Source organism: Paenibacillus sinensis, assembly GCF_019904155.1.
GTDB lineage: Bacteria > Bacillota > Bacilli > Paenibacillales > Paenibacillaceae > Paenibacillus_AQ > Paenibacillus_AQ sinensis.
Genome location: NZ_JAHCMB010000013.1, coordinates 1 through 18,812, shown reverse-complemented (window position 1 = coordinate 18,812; position 18,812 = coordinate 1). Strand labels below are relative to the sequence as shown.

Genomic DNA, 18,812 nt, shown 5'->3' with positions numbered 1-18,812 from the left:
CTTGATGAGCCTGGGAAATTTCCAATTCGCACAACTCAGGGACTTGACATCATACCGCTGGACTTAGGGCTTCTTGAGCAGAACTTCGTATGCAGCAGATGATGGGACACCTCGCCTAACGGCTCGCCCAAATAATCATCATACAATTTGACAATGGCCGGATTCTCATGCGATTTGCGTATTTTCAATGTGGAATCATGACTGTAGATCGATGCCTTTCTGGCCGCATATGCGGCCTTGCGGTCTCTCTCCAGCAGCAGCTTCGGCTGCCCGCCGCCGCTGACGCAGCCTTCCGGACATGCCATCACTTCGATGAAATGATACGGGCTTTCGCCCTTTGACACTTCCTCCAGAATGCTGTGGACGTATTTGAGCCCCGCCACAATGGCGACCTTCAGCTCCAAATCCCCGAGCTGTACCGTTGCCGTGCGGAGCCCTTCATCTCCTCTGATAAACTCCAGCCGCAGATCAGGAAGGGCCTGATGCGTCACCAGCTCATATCCGGTACGGATTGCGGCTTCCATCACACCGCCTGTCGCCCCGAAAATCGTCCCCGCGCCCGAATACAGGCCAAGCGGAGAATCGAACGGCTCGTCGGGCAGATTGTTGAAATCAATGCCTTTATCCTTGATAAGCTGAGCCAGTTCTCTTGTCGTGATAACCAGGTCGACTTCACGTTGTCCGTCAACCGTCATCTCTTCCCGGCTTGACTCGAATTTCTTGCAGGTACAGGGCATCACCGCCACGCTGAACATGTCGCCCGGGGAGACGCCTTCGGCCTTGGCGCCATATGTCTTGGCCAGTGCGCCAACCATCTGCATCGGGGACTTGCAGCTGGAGAGATGATGCAGAAGATGAGGCGCTGCTGTCTCGGCATGCTTCACCCAGGCCGGACAGCAGGAGGTGAACATCGGCAGCGCCTCGCCAGCCATCACCCGGCCGATCAGCTCGGCTCCCTCCTCCATAATCGTAACGTCCGCTCCGAAATTGGTATCATAGATCCGGTCGAAGCCCACTCGTCTTAGAGCTGAGGCCATCTTCCCCGGCGTCAGCGTTCCGAACGGCATGCCGAATTCCTCGGCAAGCGACACACGGATAACGGGTGCGCACTGCACGATGTTGAAGCGCTTCGGATCATCCAGCGCCTCGCGCAGCTTCGGCGCGTGTCCGGCTGAATACGCGGCGAATAAAGGCTCGTTCACGCTCTGAAGCTGGCCTCTCTGCCGCAGCTTATCACTGCGGGTCGCGGTGGTCATTCTGGGATCGCCTTCGGCAGCATAGGCGCTGCATACCTGCACGCATTGTCCGCAAATAACGCAGCGTTCCGGATCAACCGATTGGGGACTTCTCCGTTCACCAATAATGGCATCGACCGGGCATACAGACGCGCAGCGTCTGCAGCCGGTACACAGCTCCTGATCGATATGAATGATCGGTTCGATGGATGATGGCATTTTACAATTAACCTTCTTTTCATCATGGATTGGTCACAGCCGCCGAACTGCCGCAAGCCTTGTGCTCATTTCCTTCTTAACGGGAGTCATAAGCGTCAGTGCCTCTTCGGGACATACCGATACGCACCAGGGCGTTCGCTCTCCCAACTGATCACCCGACTCTTCACGCTCTTCAGAAGGCAATGCACCCCGGCATAAATCACATTTGTAGGCAATGATTCTCGTCTTCCGTTCCAATGCTGCATCCTGGCGCTTTTTAAGACGGGTATTGTTATTTTCGGAGCCTCCGCTGTAAGCCTGGAACAGAGCGATCGCCCCAAAAGGACAGGCAAGCGGACAGGACTTGCAGCCGATACACCTGGCTTCATCGACTTGAATCGCCCCGTCCTGCTGGATAATCGCGTTTACCGGACACGCCTCGGCGCAAGGGGCGTTCTCGCAATGTCTGCATTGAACCGGCATCGTGAGGCTGTCCGTCCGGATGACATACAGCCTCGGGATCACCGGCACATTTACAGTGCCCGCCGCTGCGCCAACACCGTTATACCGGTTATGAACGGCGAAGCAGGCGATTTCACAAGCTTTACAGCCGATACATTTCTCCGGGTCGGCAATGACGAACGAATTGGCCTGACCGTCATTCATGCGCTCCCGCCCCTGCCAGCATTTGCCGTCTAAGCGACTCGTACTGCTCTTGAATCTGAAGCTCGGCCTGCTGCTGGTCCGGGATTCTCTCCAAACGTATGGCGCAGTACTTGAACTCAGGCGTCTTCGAGATCGGATCAAGGGCATCGACGGTCAGCTCATTACAAGCGCCAATCCAGAAATGGTAGGTCATATAAGTCGCTCCGGCCTTCACCCGTTCGCTGACCTGTGCTCTGGCGGTTATTCTCCCGCGGCGTGATATGACCTTCAGGAGATGCCCATCCTCAATCCCGAGTTTTCGGGCATCCTCCGGACTGATTTGAATATACCCGGGCTCATCGGACAGCTGGCTTAATGCCCGGCAGTTCCCTGTCATGGTTCGGACGGAATAGTGACCGACTTCGCGGACGGTGGACAGCGTCAAAGGATATTCCCGGTCGGGCTGCTCCAGCGGAGCTCTCCATTCACAGGCGAACAGCAGGCCCTTGCCGTTCGGCGTCGAGAAGCGGTTCCCCTCATATAGATAAGGCGTTCCCGGATGATCCTCTGTCGGACAAGGCCATTGCACGCTCCCCTGCTCCTCCATCTTCTTATAGCTGGCCCCGGCGAATTTCGGGCACAGTCCCCTCATCTCATCCCAGATTTCCTCGGTCGAATTGTAGCTCATCGGATAGCCCATCGCGGTGGCAATTTCGCAGATAATCTGCCAGTCGGGTTTCGTGCCCTTTGGTGGCTCCACGGCTTTGCGAATACGTTGAAACCCGCGGTCCGCAGAGGAATACACGCCGTCATGCTCGCCCCAGGAGGTAGCCGGCAGAATCACATCGGCATGCAGCGCCGTTTTGTTCATGAAAATATCCTGGACGACGACGAACTCCATTTTATCGAGCATCTCTCTCACTTCAGCCGCATTGGGATCACTCTGCACCGGATCTTCGCCAAAAATGTAAAAAGCTTTAACCTTGTCTTCCTTAAGCGTCAGGTGAGGAATCTCCGTCAAATGATACCCTTTCTTGTCGGGCAGCTTGACTCCCCATGCTTTCTCGAACTTGGCGCGAACTTTAGCATCCGTGACCGATTGGTAGCCCGGGTATACGTTGGGCAGCGCCCCCATGTCGCAGGAACCCTGCACATTGTTCTGGCCGCGGACCGGTCCAATGCCGACCGAGGATCTTCCGAAATTGCCTGTCAACAAAGCCAATGAAGCCAATCCCTTCACGACATCGACCGCCTGGGAGAACTGGCATACACCCATGCCGTACAGAATCATCGCTTTCTTCGACCCGGCATACTGCCGCATTGCCTTACGGATGTCGGCGGCTTTGACGCCAGTGATTCCCTCCGCATATTCAGGCGTGTATGTCCGCACATTTTCTATATATTCGGCTAGACCTTCAACATGCTTGGCAACGTAATTCTCATCGTATAACTGCTCCTCGATCAGCACATGCCCAAAAGCATTGACAAGCGCCATATTCGTTCCGCCTTTAAGGGGAAGCCAGGTATCTGCAAGCCGCGCCGATTCCGTCTTCCGGGGATCGCATACAATGATCGTGGCGCCCTTCTGCTTCGCCTTTACGATTCTTCCGGCTACAATCGGATGGGTTACAGGAGCGTTGTACCCGAAGATCAGGAGCAGATCGGCATCCTCAATCTCCGGAATCGAATTGGACATAGCTCCGTCGCCTAGCGAGTAGCTGAGCCCCGCCACAGAAGGTCCATGACAGACTCTCGCACAGTGATCAATGTTGTTGGTGCCGATTACAGCGCGCATAAATTTCTGCATCACATAGTTGGCTTCATTCCCCGGTCCGCGCGCCGAACCCGTTCCCATAATGGAATCCGGGCCGTATTCATCTTTGATAGCCAGCAGGCGGTCGGCCGTATAGCGTATCGCTTCTTCCCAAGGGACTTCCTTAAGAACCCCCTCTTTGCGGATCATGGGTTTTCTGAGGCGGGCCGTCAAAATCTTCGGATCATTCAAGAAATCCCAGCCATAATGACCCTTCAGACATAAAGTGCCTTCGTTCGTTCTGCCATTCGCCGGTTCGGCGCCTACGACCTTTCCGTCCTCGACGATCAAATTCAGATTGCAGCCGCTTCCGCAGTATGGACAGACTGTTAAGATTTTGTCTACCATTGGTGGAGTCATCCTTTCATCCCTATAATCAGTAAAAAACAAAATAAAAAAAGCCAATACACAGCTGAACTCAAGACCAGTCCGTGTAATGGCTTATTAAAAAGCGAAGAAGCATGAGTAATGCTCTTTCTCTTCAATCAAACCGATGTATTCAGTTGCACGACAATTCGCCTGTCGGACGGAGAGTGATTCAGCATCCTCCAGGTGTACGTAAACGCGCCGCCGATCGCTTCCTTCAACTCGCTCATATACTCTTTCTCCAAGTGGGGTTTCAGTATCTTCCAGTAATCAGCAACCAGCTGCTCTGCGCCTTCTTTCATTAAAATTTCGGATAAGTTCGAGAGAATCCCTTTAATCTCAACTGTAATTACCGGTGAATTCTCCATCCTCACCTTCACGTTGTCCGGCCCTCTGCCTCTGTAATGCTTCACAATCTTCACGGCCAATCTTCTAATCTTCTCCTGGCATTCGAATTCCGACTCAGTCATTCAAACACCTCTGATCCGCCTGTATTTTTTGGAATATATAAGAATTAATTACATGTTAAACCTTTCCACTTTGCCTTGTCAAACGATAAAAATTGGACATTTCGAGTCGTGAAGTTCCCCCCATAAACATATGAAAAAGGGCGGCAAAGACTGATCCCTATCTTGAAAGATCAATCCTTGCCGCCCCCATCATATCAATCCATCAACCTCACACGCCGCCTTCGTTCAACCGCTTTAGCGCGGCCGCCGCGGCCTGCTGCTCCGCTTCCTTCTTGGAACGGCCGCTTCCCCGGCCGAGAAGGCGGCTGCTCATGCTGACCTCGGATACAAACTCACGCTCATGCGCCGGGCCGCGTTCCTCAACAATCCGGTATTCCAGAATTCCCATCCCGTGGTGCTGGATCAGCTCCTGCAGCTCGGTCTTGAAGTCGCTGACGCCAAGCTGCAGCTTGCCGTCGGTCTCCACAAGCGGGAGCACGTACTCATCCAGAAACCGCCGGACGGCGTCCAGGCCCTGATCCAGGTAAAGCGCCCCCACGAAGGATTCGAACACATCGGCCAGCAATGCCGGCCGGGTGCGTCCTCCCGTCAGTTCCTCGCCTTTGCCGAGCAGGACGTAATGTCCAAAATCCAGCTTCTCGGCGAACTTGACCAGCGACGGCTCGCAGACGATCGCGGCGCGCAGCTTGGTCAGCTCTCCTTCCGGACGGTCCGGAAGGAGATGGTATAAATATTCGGAAACCGTCAGCTCCAGAACCGCGTCGCCCAGAAATTCAAGGCGCTCGTTGTCCTGGTGCTGGTTGAAGCGGTGCTCGTTGACATAAGAGGCATGGGTAAATGCCTGCTTCAGTAGCTGAGAATCGTGGAATTGAATATGAAGTTGACTTTGTAGTTGCTTCAGGTCCCCATTCACCGCACGCTCTCCTTACTGGTTGTATTTTTTCAAGATAACGGTCGCGTTATGGCCTCCAAATCCGAAGGAATTGGACATGACGATATTGAGATCCGCTTCACGCGGTGTGTTTGGCACATAGTCCAGATCGCATTCCGGGTCCTGGTTGTCCAGATTGATGGTAGGCGCAATCTTGCCCTTATTCAGGGAAAGTCCGCAGATGATCGCCTCAACGCCGCCCGCAGCTCCAAGAAGGTGGCCTGTCATCGACTTGGTGGAGCTTACCGCCACCTTGTACGCATGATCGCCCAGCGCCGTCTTGATTGCCGTCGTCTCCGACTTGTCGCCTACAGGCGTGGATGTGCCGTGCGCATTGATATAATCGATATCTTCAGGCGCAATGCCGGCATCCCGGATCGCCATCTTCATACAACGTGCAGCGCCATCCGGATCGGGCTCGGTCATATGATGAGCGTCGCCGCTCAGGCCGTAGCCGATAACTTCGGCATAGATTCTCGCGCCGCGCGCCTGGGCATGCTCCAGGGATTCCAGCACCAGAATGCCCGCCCCTTCGCCCATGACAAATCCGTCACGATCCGTGTCGAACGGCCGGCTCGCCTTCTCAGGCTCGTCGTTTCTAGTCGACATGGCTCTCATCGCACAGAAGCCTGCCATGCCCGTCGGACGGATCGTTGCTTCCGCGCCGCCGCAGACCATCGCATCGGCATCGCCGCGCTGGATCATGCGCATCGAATCGCCGATGGCATGGCTGCCTGTGGCGCAGGCAGTAACCTGCGTCGTATTGGGGCCCTTGGCTCCCAAGCTGATCGACAGCTGGCCGGAGCCCATATTGGCGATCATCATCGGGATGAAGAAAGGGCTGACGCGTTTGGGACCTTTCTCGAGCAGCAGATTATGCTGGTCTTCCCAGGTGCCAAGCCCGCCGATGCCGGAGCCGACGGATACACCGATCCGTTCAGCCTCGATATTCTCGCCGATCTTCAGGCCGCTGTCATCCAGCGCATTCTGTCCCGCCGCCAGAGCGAACTGGACGAAACGGTCCATCTTGCGGGCTTCTTTGCGACCAAACAGCTCTTCGGGATCAAAATCCTTGATTTCCGCCGCGATTTGTGTCGGATATTCGCTTACATCGAAAGCTTCAACTTTGGAGACGCCGGATTTACCGCTCATCAGACTGTCCCAGAACGTATCCAGATCTTTTCCAAGCGCAGTAATCACGCCCATACCGGTAACAACCACTCTATGACTCAAACGCACTCACCTCATCAGTTTGCTGAATAGCTGCAACTAAGTCAGCATTCATGTTAATCACTCTATAAATCGCAAACGCCGCGAGTATCGGCGGCGGTTGGAATATGCTCAGGAAATGCTTCCCCCGGAAGAGCCGAGGCTAAGGGGGCACAATCACCGTAAAAATGAGGAGAAGTCCCGCCTTAGCAGGTACGGGACTTTCAAACAATGACTCTAGGTATGAGATTGTATGTAGTTTACAACTTCACCCACGGTCGTAATTTTCTCTGCGTCTTCATCAGAGATTTCCATATCGAATTCATCTTCCAATTCCATAACCAATTCGACAACGTCGAGAGAATCAGCTCCCAAATCGTCTTTGAAAGATGCTTCAAGTGTGACCTCGGCTTCGTCAGCGCCTAAGCGGTCGACGACAATGCGCTTTACACGCTCCAGTACATCGGACATCCGGTTCACCTCCTCTTAGGGTATTATACGAGAAATGACTACAAAATACCATAGAGCAAAAAAACGCTTTACGGCGCGCTTTTCGCGCTCATTTCACCGTTTTTCGGCCCCTGTCGCGGGGCCGGCATCATGCTTACATATACATGCCGCCGTCAACATGCAGCGTCTGGCCTGTCATGTAAGAGGCTCCTTCGGACGCCAGGAACAGAACGGCGGAGGCAATCTCCTCCGGCAGACCCAGGCGCGCCAGCGGAATACCCTTCGCCAGATCGGCGCGGACATCTTCCGACAGAGCCCGGGTCATATCGGTGTCGATAAAGCCCGGAGCAATGCAGTTCACCGTGATGCCGCGCGAAGCAAGCTCACGGGCCGCGGATTTGGTCAGACCGATAATTCCGGCCTTGGCAGCAGAATAATTCGCCTGACCGGGGTTGCCAGTCACGCCGACCACGGAAGAAATATTGATGATCCGGCCATAGCGCTGCTTCATCATCGGACGGGTGACCGCCTTCAGGCAGTTGAACACGCCTTTCAGATTCGTCTCGATGACCTGATCGAATTCTTCTTCCTTCATCCGCATAATGAGGTTGTCACGGGTAATGCCCGCGTTGTTGACCAGAATGTCAACCTTGCCCCAGGCGCCGAGCACCTCCTTCACAAGGCCCTCGGCCTCTTCGGAGCTGCCGACATTGCCGCGCAGCGCGATGCCCTCCGAGCCAAGCTCTGCAATGCGGGCAACGGTGTCCCGCGCAGCTTCCTCGCTGCCGGAATAGTTCACGGCAACCTTGACGCCGTGCTCCGCCAGCGCCAGCGCAATGCTGCGGCCGATACCGCGCGATGCGCCGGTGACAAGGGCTGTCTGGCCACGTAATGCTGAGAACATGGGAGAGTCCCCTTTCCTATTGGATCAAGTGTTGAATGCGCATTGAATCACTTCTTGAATTACGTCATGAATCATGCCCGGAAAGACGCTGCAGGGATTCGGAATTCCTTCGCGCCCGTGGTCAGCCCAGCGCTTCGATGCTCGCCAGACTGCTGATGCCAATAACCTTGACGCTTCTGTCGATCTTGCGGATCAGGCCGGCCAGCACGCTTCCGGAGCCGATTTCCACAAATGTGTCCACGCCTTCGGCAATCAGACGCTCAACAGAGTCCTGCCACAGCACGGGCGAGTACACCTGACGAACCAGAAGCTGCCGGATTTCCTCCGGGTCGGTTACCGGAAGCGCCGTAACGTTCACGACGACCGGTACCGACGGCGCACGGAACTCGGTCTTCAGCAGCTCAGCTTCCAGACGCTCCGCCGCTTCCTTCATCATGGAAGAATGGAAAGGCCCGCTGACCTCAAGCGGAATCGCCCGCTTCGCACCGGCTTCCTTCGCACGCTGGACAACCGCGTTAACGCCTGCCTGCGAACCCGAGACAACAATCTGTCCGGGGCAGTTGACATTGGCCAGTTCTACCGGACCGTCACTCTCCGAAATGCTTGCGCACAGCGCGGCCAGATTGTCGCGCTCCGCGCCAAGAACGGCTGCCATAGCGCCTTGGCCGTTCGGCACGGCCTCCTCCATGAAGCGGCCGCGAAGACGCACCAGCTTGACGGCATCGGAATAGGACAGAACGCCGGCAGCTACAAGGGCGCTGTATTCGCCCAGGCTGTGGCCTGCGACATAGTCGGCTTCAAGTCCTTTTCCTTTCAGCGCTTCAAGCAGAGCTGTGCTGGCCGTAAGTAGCGCCGGCTGGGTGTTGGCTGTCATCTTGAGTTCGCTGTCCGGCCCCTCAAACACAAGGGTGCTCAGCGCGAAGCCCAGCGCCTCGTCGCCCTGTTCAAATATCGCACGGGAAGCGGGGAACGCGTCATATACATCCTTGGCCATGCCGACTGCCTGCGCTCCCTGACCGGGAAATACAAATGCCGTTTTGCCCATTACTGAAATTCTCCCTTCAGCCTACCAGATCAATATGGAAGCGCCCCACGTCAGGCCGCCGCCGAAGCCGACCATCAGAACTGCGTCGCCTTCCTTTATGCGGCCTTCCTCGGCGGCTTCGACAAGCGCAAGCGGAATCGACGCTGCGGAGGTGTTCGCGTATTTGTCTACATTAATAACAACCTTCTCCGGCGGAAGCTCCAGCCGCTGCATAGCGGACTGGATGATACGGATATTGGCCTGATGCGGTACAAAGATATCGATATTCTCTTTGGTCAGACCCGCTTTCTCCAGCACCTTCTCGGTCGCGGTACCCATGACCCGAACCGCGAACTTGAACACCTCGCGTCCGTTCATGTAGATATAATGCTTCTTCCCTTCCACCGTCTCGGCCGAGGCAGGGAGACGCGAGCCGCCGCCTTCAAGCTTCAGAAGCGTACCGCCCGCACCTTCCGCTCCCAGGTCAAACGACTTGAAGCCTCTACCCTCCGGAACTTCGCCGAGGATGACGGCTCCGGCACCGTCGCCGAAGAGCACGCAGGTATTGCGATCGGTGTAGTCGGTGATCCGCGAGAGCGTGTCCGCACCGATAATCAGAGCGTTGTTGTACATGCCGTTCTGGATGAATCCGACTGCTGTCGCCAGGCTGTACACGAAGCCGGAGCAGGCTGCCGACAGATCGAACGCCGCTGCGCCTTTGGCGCCCAGCTTGTCCTGAAGGATGCAGGCGGTCGAAGGAAACGTCGTATCCGGTGTTACCGTGGCCACGATAATTAGATCCAGGTCCTCCGCCTTCATGCCCGCCGAATCGAGAGCCCGGACCGCGGCGTGATATGCGAGATCCGAAGTCGCTTCCTCCGGAGCGGCGATATGCCGTTCCCGAATGCCTGTGCGGCTTACAATCCACTCATCATTGGTTTCCACTATCTTCTCAAGATCACTGTTGGTCAAAATACGTTCCGGAACATATTTGCCTGTTCCGATAATGCCGACCGGCCGTAAGCTGTTCATATTGTCACTCACTTCCCGCTAATTTCCTTGGATATGCCGGGCACAAGACCCGAAGACAACGCAATCCGCGCCTGACGGACCGCGTTCTTGATCGCATTGCCGTCCGACGAACCATGTCCTTTGACGACAAGGCCGCTTAACCCCAGCAGCGGAGCGCCGCCGTGCTCCTTGTAATCCAGCTTGCCTTTGAGGCCGCGCAGCTCGGGCATCAGCATCGCTGCTGCCAGCTTCGTCTTAAGAGATTTGGAGAACTGCTCTTTGAGCAGCGAGAACATCGCCCCCGCCGTGCCCTCCAGCGACTTCAGCAAAATATTGCCGGAGAAGCCGTCGCACACCAGAACGTCACAGTTTCCAGTCAGAACGTCCCGGGCTTCCACATTCCCGACAAAGTTGATTCCGGAAAGCTGCTCCAGCAGAGGAAAAGCTTCCTTCGTCAGCTTGCTGCCTTTTCCGGCCTCTGTCCCGACATTCAGCAGACCCACGCGGGGATTCGCCAGTCCATGCACCTTGCTGCGGTAAATGCTGCCCATCATGGCATACTGCACAAGATGCTGCGGCTCAGCGTCCATATTCGCGCCGAGGTCCAGCGCAAGCACACCGACGTCATCCAGCGTGGGGATCATAGGAGCCAGTGCTGGGCGTTCAATCCCCTGCATTCTGCCTACGACCAGAAGTCCTGTCGTCATCAGCGCGCCTGTGTTGCCCGCCGAGATCATCGCCTCGGCTTCACCTTCCTTCACCATGCGGCCGGCGACGACCATGGATGAATCCTTCTTCCTTCTGACAGCCTTGACCGGCTCATCGTCGGGACCGATCACTTCGCTGGCATGGCGCACCGTCACATTGGACGGCTTGTCCTTGAGAAGCGGCGCCAGCCTTGCCTCATCGCCTACAAGCACGATCTGCGTATCCTTCCATTCCGCGGCGGCGGATAAAGCGCCTTCTACATTGCTCTCCGGCGCATGATCCCCGCCCATTGCGTCAATGGCGATCTGCATGTCGGCTTCCTCCTTCGCTGTATTCTTCCGCGGCCGAACGGTACACGACAAAATGGCCTTGGAAAACCATTTCCTCGCCCACATAGGTATATACTTCAACCTCGGCCTTCCCCCTGCGGCCTGCCAGCGAGCGGACATAGGCCTTGGAAATGCATTTCTCTCCAAGACGGACCATCCGAACGAAGCGAATATCCGCAGATGCCGTAAGCGCAATTTCATCATTAATCACAGCAACAGCCAGGGAATTGGCCTGAGCGAACACGTAGTGGCCCCGAGCGATCCCGTTGCGGGAGAATACATGCTCCTCCCGGATCTCGAATATGGAAATCCCGCTCTTGTCGAGCTGAAGATCGACGATGTCGCCCACCACCTCGTCTGCCGACAGGGATCTCACCTGATCATAGCTGTGCTCCGCCATCTGCTTCATGCGCTCTCTCAGCTCGGGGATACCCAATTCCATCCGGTCCAGCCGAATCGTCTGAATGCTGACCTTCAGCTGACGGGTCAATTCCCGGTCGGTCACAAAAGGATTATCATCTATAATTTGCAGCAGCTGTCGCTGGCGTTCTTTCTTCGATATGCGTTCGATGGCGGCCACCTCCCGTCTTGTCCCGCGTTCGCCACGTCCGGCTTAAGGTTCTCTCCGGGGTGCATCCCGGCCTTGCAGTTTTAGAACCTGGTACTAGTATGTAGTATAAAGCATAGTCCCGTAAAAAGAAAGAGCGACGTTCACAGCGCTCTTCGGCGCTGCTGTGCTCCCGGTTCACGCAGTGATCCCACCCTTTATCCTCACCGGGCAATGCATGATCCATACTTCATCTTAAGAGAGCTGCCAGATGCCGGAGCGTCATCCTTGTGCCGCCAATCAGTCCCCCCCTGTTAACGGCACAAAAAAATAGCACCCCACCGTTAGATGAAGTACTACTTTGTTTGGCAAATCGATTATTGCTTGATGATCTCTCTTGCTTTGTACGTTCCGCACACTTTGCATACGTGGTGAGCAAGCTTCAGTTCACCGCATTGTTCACATTTCACCATGCCCGGGACAACCAGCTTAAAGTGCGTACGACGCTTGTCACGGCGTGTCTTGGACGTTCTACGTTGAGGTACTGCCATGTGTTCCACCTCCTTATTCAAGTCAACCCGCTCATCGGGCAGCTTCAAATCCATGCCATTCTCATTTAAAAAAATCCTTCAACCCGGCAAGACGCGGGTCGATCACGGTGTTGTCGCAACTGCAAGAGCCCTCGTTCAAATTATGGCCGCAGGTCGGACAGAGTCCCTTGCAGTCATCGGCGCAGAGCACGGACAGCGGAAGATGGAGCATATAGCTCTCCTCGACGTAAGGCTTCAGATCCACGGCCTCGTCGGCCACATAAATCAGATCTTCATCCTCGTCTTCATCAGGTGCTGCCGGTTCCTTGCCCCGTTTGAACGCTTCGGCAAAAGGAATATCCATATGGGTCTTGACTAAATTCAAGCAACGCGCACACAGCATGTCCGCATCTCCGCTCAGCTTACCCTCCACGGCCACGATGTCCGTGCCCGCGGGCAGCGCATCGAGATCGGCCGACAACGGCGATACGTTCAAAATATCCTTGCGTCCTCTAACAGCCTCGCTCACATCCACAATTTCATGGAAATGCAGCGGTCCGTCGGCATTTGCAATTTTGCGAAAGTGAAATTCCATGCATTATCACTCCAAACAAACAAAATTTATTATACCTACCATGTATGACCTTTGTCAACCATTTTCCCTTTATATTGCTGCTTAAGCAAGGGTGTAATATGTTATAACTATAACCATCCGATATTTTAGCATAACCAAGAGTGAACGGAGTGAACCTGGTTGCCAACAGTAGGAATTATTGCCGAGTACAACCCGTTGCATAACGGACATGTACATCATTTCCGGGAAGCCAAACGGCTGTCCGGCGCAGACCGGGCCGTCGTCGTCATGAGCGGCCCGTTCACCCAGCGCGGCGAGCCGGCGCTTATAAGCAAGCGGGCCCGGACGGAGATGGCGCTCAGAATGGGCGCCGATCTCGTCCTCGAGCTGCCCGTCGGCTACGCGCTTCAGCCCGCCGAATGGTTCGCTTACGGCTCGGCGGCGCTCCTGGAAGCATCAGGCGTCGTTGACAGCCTGATCTTCGGCAGTGAGGCCGGCAGCTTAAGCGAGCTGCTGCCGCTGTCCAGGCTGCTCGCTGATGAGAGCAGCCTCCTGCAGGGCGAGCTCCGGCGCCGCCTGGCGCTCGGCGAGCCCTTCCCCGCCGCCTACAGCGCGGCGGCGGCCCTGGCCTTCCGGCGCGAAGACGAAGGCGCGCCGGAGACGGACGCCGCTTCCCCCGGCCTGTCAGGGGAAGCGGCGGAGTCCCTGCTGCGCGGCCCGAACAACAGCCTCGGGCTGCATTATCTCATCGCGCTCCGCCGACTCGGCAGCGGCATCCAGCCGCTGACCGTTCCGCGCCTTGGAGCGGGATTCCATGATCCGGCCGCGCCGGGAACGACAATCGCAAGCGCAACCGCCATCAGAGGGCTGCTCCAGGAGGGCTCTTCTCCGGCGGACTATATGCCGGATTACGCCCTGGCCATCCTGCGGCGCGAGCGGGAAGCCGGCAGGGGGCCGCTGGACTGGGACAGCTTCCGGGGAACACTCCTCCATCTTCTTCTGACCACTTCGCCGGAAGAATTGTCCCTGCTGCAGGGAGTGGATGAAGGTCTTGAATACCGGCTCGCCAAAGTTCTTGCCGGACTTGAAGTCTTTTCGGTAGGCGGACTGCTTGCCGGGCTTAAGAGCAAGCGCTATACCTACACCCGGCTGCAGCGAATGCTGGCTCATATCCTGCTCGGACACCGCAAGGAGGAATACGCTCCGGACAAATTGGCTCAGGGCCCGGGATACATCCGGGTGCTGGGCTTCCGAAGCAGCGGACGGGAGCTCTTGAAGCAGATGAAACGGAAAGCCTCGCTTCCCGTCGTCACCTCCCCCTCGCGGCTGCAGCACCCTCAGCTCAGCCGGGATATCCAGGCCGCTTCCGCATACGCGGCTGCCTTCGCATCGCCTGTCCGCCGCGACCTCTACGCGGATTATTTGCAGCCGCCGGTCATGATTTGACCGGCAGCTTGTTCATATAATCGAGCGCATCCTTCAGGCTTGTTACCTTGACAAGCTTCATTTGGCTGCCGATTTTCTCGGCCTTGGCTTTGGCGGTATCATAATTGGCTGCCGGCACAAAGAAGATTTCGGCGCCTTTCCGGTTGGCGGCAACAATTTTAAACTGAACGCCTCCGATCGCCCCGACTTTTCCGTCAGGATCAATTGTTCCAGTGCCCGCAACCCGGTATCCTTTTGTCAAATCGCCCGGTGTGAGCTTGTTATAAATCTCCATTGTGAACATCAACCCGGCAGATGGACCGCCCACATCCGTAGACGTGAAGCTGACATCCCGGCCCGATTCCGTCGGCTCCACCTTCTGCACCGCTCCGATTACGACCCCAAGGCCCGGCCGCGGTTCCGTCTTGCCTTTATCCTGGATCGGGACCAGCGTAACCTTTTCCGTGATCTCCTTGCCGCTCCGGTTAAGGACAACGTCCACCTGGTCCCCGATTTTATGAGCGGACAGGAGCTTGGCCAGCGCTTCCGTATCCGTCACATGCTGCCCGCTTACGCTGATAATTTTGTCACTCGGCTGAAATTGTTTCGTGCCAATCTCGCCAGGCACCGAGAAGACAAAGAGATATTCCGTTTTGTCCCGATACGGGATTCCTGCTGCATTGTATGCCGCTTCCACCGCATTGGACTGTGAGCTGCTCATGTAATACACCTGGGTGGCTGCGTATTCCTCTTCGGTCTGGTTGCCCAGCCGTTTGGATTTTTTATCGATCTCCGCATTCGGATTCAGTGCGGAATAAATCAGAAGTGCTACATTTGCGTAACTGGCCGACACGGTTGTCATCATGAAGGTTCCGGATTCGGTCTTGTCTTCATTCTCCACCTTGATCATGGGAGCCACTTCATTGGCTCCGCCAGGCTGGTACACCACATATGGCGTTGCCATGAAGACGATCACATACACCAGAATGATCAGGGTGAATAAATAGGCCGCCGCGCGTACCCCCGTCTTGGTTCTCATCCGGTTCAACTGTAATCCCCTCTTTCCACGTATGCACCCGGGCTTTCCTCCGGATTTATAACTGCTTCCATTTCTATGCAGCTCCACCGCTTCGGCATGCCGGACATGGCCTCCGCATACAAGTATTATTAACGGGTCTGTCCCAAGTGATAATTGAGGTGATTTGAACCATGAGCCGAAATCCGGCCGCTGTTCTGCGAAGAACGGCCCCTTTTCTGTCCGGAGGCATCGCCCTGCTGCTTGCGGGAGCGATCATCCAATCGCCCGAAAGCTCCTTCGCCGCCTCGCTTCAGGGTCTGAAGCTGTGGTGGACTCTGGTCTTTCCGGCGCTGATGCCCTTTCTGATGCTCTCGGAAATGCTGAACGCCTCCGGCTTCGTTCATGCCGCAGGCGTACTGATGGAGCCATTGATCCGCCCCCTCCTCCGTCTTCCAGGCAGCGCGGGCTGGACGCTCGCGCTCGGAATGACCTCCGGCTTCCCCGGAGGCGCTCACAGCGCCGCCCTGCTGCATAAGCAGGGGCGGCTAAGCAGCGAAGAAGCGGGCCGGCTTGCATCGCTGGCCCACTTCGCCAGCCCGGTCACGATTCTGATCGTGATCGGTTCGGCCATGCTGCACAGCCCCGCCATCGGCTACGGGCTGCTGGCCGTCCACTGGCTCGCGGGGCTCGCCGCGGGCATTACCCTGTCCCGGCGGGCGCAGCGCCGGGACACGGCTCCGCCGGCGGCTGCGGCTCCTGCGCCGCCGTCTCGCGGCGCAGCCGCGCAGAGCGGCACGCAGCGCCGCTCCTCCCTTGTGCGGCGGGCGTTGGCCGCCGCTGCCGAGGCGCGGGCCCGGGACGGCCGCGGCTTCGGCAGGCTGCTCGGCGACTCGGTCGCGTCCGCCGTGCAGAATCTGATGCTGGCCGGCGGCTGCATCATTGCCTTCTCTGTGGCGGCCCATATCGCCGGCCGCCTGCTGCCTCAGCTGCCCGGCTCCATGCGCGCCGGCCTGCTTGAAGTGCATCTCGGAGCGCAGGCGCTCGTCTCCACCGGAGGCGCACTGCCCGGCGGAATCACGGGGCCGCTTGGGCTTGCGCTCCTCTCGGCTCTACTTGGCTGGGGCGGTCTCTGCTCCCAGCTGCTGGCGCTCGCCGCGCTGAAGCCGGCTAGTGCCCGGTTTCTTCCATTTGCAGGCGGGCGGCTGCTGCACGGCCTGTATGCCTTCCTGCTGACGCTCGCACTCTACCGTCCGCTTATGACAATGCGTCAGGCCGCGCTGCCCGCATTCGGACCTGCGTACCTTCCGGCAGCGGATGATGGAGGCGGCTTGGCGATCTGGAGCTATACGCCCGCGCTGCTGTTCGCCCTTCTAGCTCTTCTATGCGGTCTGGCTGCATGCTCAGGTGCTGCTTTATTCATTTCGCGACGTCGCCGTCACTCCCGCTGAATTTTACTTTCAGCGCCCGTTCAACTTCTGGCGTTACGAAATCTGAGACATCGCCTCCGAAATGACCGATCTCCTTCACGACGCTGGAGCTCAGATAGGAGTATTTGGGGTTGGTCATCATGAAGATCGTCTCCGCTTCGGGATTTAACTTGCTGTTGGTCGTAGCGATCTGCAGCTCATATTCGAAGTCGGTGACGGTCCGGATGCCCCGGACGATAACCCGAGCATTTTTTTGCCTCGCGTAATTGGCCAGCAGGTCCCGGAAGCTGTCGATCTCGACATTCGGCAGATGCGCTGTAACCTGCCTAAGAAGCTCCGTTCGTTCGTCCACTGTGAATAATGGATTTTTGCTATAGTTGTTCAGTACGGCCACGATCAGCCGATCAAACTGCTTGGCGGCGCGTTCAATAATATCGATATGTCCCAGCGTCACGGGATCAAAGCTTCCGGGATAAATGGCGATTCGTTCCTCTCTAATCTGCAAACTCATCGTTCAAATCCCCTCTTCCTGATCGGCGTTCGGCTCGTCACCGCTGCCATATCGATAAATAGAAACCGCCGTTTCGCCGTAGACAACATGGCGCAGCCGGCTGAAGCCCTCTATATGCTCGGGATATTCGTATCCCGATTCATGCTCCAATACGATAATGGCTTCGTTATTCAAAAGCCCTTTGTCCGCCATGGAAGCTATCAGTTCATCTCCGAATTTATGCCGGTATGGCGGGTCCAAAAATACAAGATCAAAAATGCGGCCTCTTTTCTCCAGCGCACCAAGCGCCTTTTTGGCATCGTTCCTGTAGACCTCTGCCTGTCCGGCCAACTCGGTTGCCTGTAAATTGCTTCGGACCGTATCGATGGCTTTATTCTCCATATCGATAAAAACGGCCTGTTCCATCCCCCGGCTGAGGGCTTCAATTCCCAGACCGCCTGTTCCGGCGAATAAATCAAGGACGCAGCCTCCGTCAAAATAGGGGCCGATCATGCTGAATATCGCCTCCTTGACCTTATCGGTCGTAGGACGCGTCCCGGTTCCGGGGACACTCTTCAGCGGTCTTCCTTTCGCTGTGCCCGACACCACTCTCACTGCCTGCTTCACCTGCTCTGTTTCTCTGTATTTGAATACGTCTATTGGGACATTATTTCACGCCTATCGTACCACATTCCCGCTCTGAATGAAAAAAGGTTTCGAAGCGATGTATAAAACCGGAAACCCAGGGTCATCCTTACATTATCGGCATTGAGAAATGCCGTAGACAACCGCGAAGCAGGCTTACGCTTCCCCATAAGCTCTTCGTCCGGTTTCTCCTCTCCCATGAAAGAGGTCCTCGAAAGAGGGCCTCGATTTTTTTTAATAAAACCATATTTTATAAGGGTTTTAACCGTCTGAACACTTGACCGATTGTATATTAAATCTCGATTGTTGACGAAATATATCATGCTTCAATTTGTCTTCATCATTAATAAAGCCTAAATCAGCAGATAGGATAAGGAACTTTCTCAAGGTTGTTAAACAGTGCCGAAGTGGCTCAATGACGAAGCGGAACGCCAGCACCTCAATTTCAGCCAGGTCCTGCAAGAAGGATTGAAGCGAAACCTCGGAATTGACAGAGAACGCGTCTAACCCGCCAGAAGATGGCCGGATCGGAACCGGCCGAAACTCACTCCCCAATTTTGGGGGCTGAGTCGTGGGAACCCGCTACGAGCTGGCCCGGCCAGGCTGGCCTTGATATAGTTTTCCTTGATAAGGAAACACCTCTACGCTAGCTGTTCATAAATTGATAAATTTGTTTTTCTGAAAAAGTACTCTTTAACTTTTCAAATATAAAATGAGCGCTTTCTTCTGCTGAATAGTACTTATGCTCCTCTGAAAGATCACTCTCCCAGCGGTCACTCGTTCCCCAAAACAAGGTACTCCATTGCTGATTTATAGTTCTTCCACGTCGTATCGCGGTAACGTATAAACTCTTAAACAATGAA

Annotated in this window: 20 protein-coding genes; 2 read left to right on the top strand and 18 right to left on the bottom strand. The window is 56.0% G+C overall.

Features of this window, described 5'->3' with window-relative positions; translation table 11 throughout:
- Positions 1-35: 35 nt before the first annotated feature.
- From KIH86_RS00705 to KIH86_RS00640, 14 genes are all read right to left on the bottom strand, one after another.
- Positions 36-1,454 carry a [FeFe] hydrogenase, group A gene (locus tag KIH86_RS00705; RefSeq protein ID WP_223082743.1) on the bottom strand — a complete coding sequence of 473 codons (1,419 nt, stop codon included), beginning with the start codon at positions 1,452-1,454 and terminating at the stop codon, positions 36-38.
- Positions 1,455-1,487: 33 nt separating this feature from the next.
- On the bottom strand, positions 1,488-2,099 hold the full coding sequence (locus KIH86_RS00700) for a 4Fe-4S dicluster domain-containing protein (protein WP_223082741.1): 612 nt from the start codon (positions 2,097-2,099) through the stop codon (positions 1,488-1,490).
- Entirely contained in the window at positions 2,092-4,239 is a 2,148-nt protein-coding gene (gene fdhF, locus KIH86_RS00695) for a formate dehydrogenase subunit alpha (RefSeq protein ID WP_223082736.1), read from the bottom strand. Before fdhF ends, KIH86_RS00700 begins: the two co-directional genes overlap by 8 nt.
- Positions 4,240-4,376: 137 nt before the next feature.
- On the bottom strand, positions 4,377-4,727 hold the full coding sequence (locus KIH86_RS00690; protein WP_223082734.1) for a Na-translocating system protein MpsC family protein: 351 nt from the start codon (positions 4,725-4,727) through the stop codon (positions 4,377-4,379).
- Positions 4,728-4,935: 208 nt separating this feature from the next.
- On the bottom strand, positions 4,936-5,640 hold the full coding sequence (rnc, locus tag KIH86_RS00685) for a ribonuclease III (RefSeq protein WP_223082732.1): 705 nt from the start codon (positions 5,638-5,640) through the stop codon (positions 4,936-4,938).
- A 12-nt stretch (positions 5,641-5,652) separates the two neighbouring features.
- Positions 5,653-6,891 (bottom strand): beta-ketoacyl-ACP synthase II, encoded by a 1,239-nt coding sequence (gene fabF / locus KIH86_RS00680; RefSeq protein ID WP_223082730.1) that lies wholly within the window; start codon positions 6,889-6,891, stop codon positions 5,653-5,655.
- Between the two features lie 213 nt (positions 6,892-7,104).
- A complete protein-coding gene (gene acpP / locus KIH86_RS00675) occupies positions 7,105-7,338 on the bottom strand; it encodes an acyl carrier protein (RefSeq protein ID WP_025334828.1) in 234 nt (77 codons plus the stop codon).
- A 133-nt stretch (positions 7,339-7,471) separates the two neighbouring features.
- Positions 7,472-8,221, bottom strand: coding sequence for a 3-oxoacyl-[acyl-carrier-protein] reductase (gene fabG / locus KIH86_RS00670; protein WP_223082728.1), 750 nt, complete (start codon positions 8,219-8,221; stop codon positions 7,472-7,474).
- Positions 8,222-8,342: 121 nt separating this feature from the next.
- Positions 8,343-9,266 (bottom strand): ACP S-malonyltransferase, encoded by a 924-nt coding sequence (gene fabD / locus KIH86_RS00665; RefSeq protein ID WP_223082726.1) that lies wholly within the window; start codon positions 9,264-9,266, stop codon positions 8,343-8,345.
- A 21-nt stretch (positions 9,267-9,287) separates the two neighbouring features.
- Positions 9,288-10,277 (bottom strand): beta-ketoacyl-ACP synthase III, encoded by a 990-nt coding sequence (locus KIH86_RS00660; RefSeq protein ID WP_223082724.1) that lies wholly within the window; start codon positions 10,275-10,277, stop codon positions 9,288-9,290.
- An 8-nt stretch (positions 10,278-10,285) separates the two neighbouring features.
- A complete protein-coding gene (plsX, locus tag KIH86_RS00655) occupies positions 10,286-11,275 on the bottom strand; it encodes a phosphate acyltransferase PlsX (RefSeq protein ID WP_223082722.1) in 990 nt (329 codons plus the stop codon).
- Positions 11,259-11,855 carry a transcription factor FapR gene (gene fapR, locus KIH86_RS00650; protein ID WP_223082924.1) on the bottom strand — a complete coding sequence of 199 codons (597 nt, stop codon included), beginning with the start codon at positions 11,853-11,855 and terminating at the stop codon, positions 11,259-11,261. The genes plsX and fapR overlap by 17 nt, the downstream gene beginning before the upstream one ends.
- Before the next feature lie 362 nt (positions 11,856-12,217).
- Positions 12,218-12,391 (bottom strand): 50S ribosomal protein L32, encoded by a 174-nt coding sequence (rpmF, locus tag KIH86_RS00645; protein ID WP_019911234.1) that lies wholly within the window; start codon positions 12,389-12,391, stop codon positions 12,218-12,220.
- A gap of 61 nt (positions 12,392-12,452) precedes the next feature.
- Positions 12,453-12,965, bottom strand: coding sequence for a YceD family protein (locus KIH86_RS00640; RefSeq protein WP_223082720.1), 513 nt, complete (start codon positions 12,963-12,965; stop codon positions 12,453-12,455).
- A 159-nt stretch (positions 12,966-13,124) separates the two neighbouring features.
- Between KIH86_RS00640 and KIH86_RS00635 the strand changes: the two genes are divergently transcribed.
- Positions 13,125-14,390 carry a tRNA(Met) cytidine acetate ligase gene (locus tag KIH86_RS00635; protein WP_223082718.1) on the top strand — a complete coding sequence of 422 codons (1,266 nt, stop codon included), beginning with the start codon at positions 13,125-13,127 and terminating at the stop codon, positions 14,388-14,390.
- On the opposite strand, the gene KIH86_RS00630 is transcribed toward KIH86_RS00635, so the two are convergent.
- Positions 14,380-15,417, bottom strand: coding sequence for a SepM family pheromone-processing serine protease (locus KIH86_RS00630; protein ID WP_407672220.1), 1,038 nt, complete (start codon positions 15,415-15,417; stop codon positions 14,380-14,382). The genes KIH86_RS00635 and KIH86_RS00630 overlap by 11 nt on opposite strands.
- A 161-nt stretch (positions 15,418-15,578) precedes the next feature.
- Between KIH86_RS00630 and KIH86_RS00625 the strand changes: the two genes are divergently transcribed.
- A complete protein-coding gene (locus KIH86_RS00625; protein WP_223082716.1) occupies positions 15,579-16,835 on the top strand; it encodes a nucleoside recognition domain-containing protein in 1,257 nt (418 codons plus the stop codon).
- Here the strand turns inward: KIH86_RS00625 and coaD are convergent.
- The 3 genes from coaD to KIH86_RS00610 all read right to left on the bottom strand — a co-directional run.
- Complete coding sequence (gene coaD, locus KIH86_RS00620; protein ID WP_223082714.1) at positions 16,804-17,325, bottom strand: pantetheine-phosphate adenylyltransferase; 522 nt, start codon at positions 17,323-17,325, stop codon at positions 16,804-16,806. The genes KIH86_RS00625 and coaD overlap by 32 nt on opposite strands.
- 3 nt (positions 17,326-17,328) lie before the next feature.
- The gene (gene rsmD, locus KIH86_RS00615; protein WP_223082710.1) at positions 17,329-17,919 is read right to left on the bottom strand and encodes a 16S rRNA (guanine(966)-N(2))-methyltransferase RsmD; all 591 of its coding nucleotides are present in this window, start codon (positions 17,917-17,919) and stop codon (positions 17,329-17,331) included.
- A 676-nt stretch (positions 17,920-18,595) separates the two neighbouring features.
- Positions 18,596-18,812: hypothetical protein (locus KIH86_RS00610; RefSeq protein WP_223110254.1), on the bottom strand; the 217-nt coding region annotated here is incomplete at its 5' end.

What these genes read in the sequence shown, in the direction of transcription:
- KIH86_RS00705 (WP_223082743.1), bottom strand. Translation starts at nt 1,454, where the DNA reads ATGCCATCATCCATCGAACCGATCATTCATATCGATCAGGAGCTGTGT.
- KIH86_RS00700 (WP_223082741.1), bottom strand. Translation starts at nt 2,099, where the DNA reads ATGAATGACGGTCAGGCCAATTCGTTCGTCATTGCCGACCCGGAGAAA.
- fdhF (WP_223082736.1), bottom strand. Translation starts at nt 4,239, where the DNA reads ATGGTAGACAAAATCTTAACAGTCTGTCCATACTGCGGAAGCGGCTGC.
- KIH86_RS00690 (WP_223082734.1), bottom strand. Translation starts at nt 4,727, where the DNA reads ATGACTGAGTCGGAATTCGAATGCCAGGAGAAGATTAGAAGATTGGCC.
- acpP (WP_025334828.1), bottom strand. Translation starts at nt 7,338, where the DNA reads ATGTCCGATGTACTGGAGCGTGTAAAGCGCATTGTCGTCGACCGCTTA.
- fabG (WP_223082728.1), bottom strand. Translation starts at nt 8,221, where the DNA reads ATGTTCTCAGCATTACGTGGCCAGACAGCCCTTGTCACCGGCGCATCG.
- fabD (WP_223082726.1), bottom strand. Translation starts at nt 9,266, where the DNA reads ATGGGCAAAACGGCATTTGTATTTCCCGGTCAGGGAGCGCAGGCAGTC.
- KIH86_RS00660 (WP_223082724.1), bottom strand. Translation starts at nt 10,277, where the DNA reads ATGAACAGCTTACGGCCGGTCGGCATTATCGGAACAGGCAAATATGTT.
- plsX (WP_223082722.1), bottom strand. Translation starts at nt 11,275, where the DNA reads ATGCAGATCGCCATTGACGCAATGGGCGGGGATCATGCGCCGGAGAGC.
- rpmF (WP_019911234.1), bottom strand. Translation starts at nt 12,391, where the DNA reads ATGGCAGTACCTCAACGTAGAACGTCCAAGACACGCCGTGACAAGCGT.
- KIH86_RS00640 (WP_223082720.1), bottom strand. Translation starts at nt 12,965, where the DNA reads ATGGAATTTCACTTTCGCAAAATTGCAAATGCCGACGGACCGCTGCAT.
- KIH86_RS00625 (WP_223082716.1), top strand. Translation starts at nt 15,579, where the DNA reads ATGAGCCGAAATCCGGCCGCTGTTCTGCGAAGAACGGCCCCTTTTCTG.
- coaD (WP_223082714.1), bottom strand. Translation starts at nt 17,325, where the DNA reads ATGAGTTTGCAGATTAGAGAGGAACGAATCGCCATTTATCCCGGAAGC.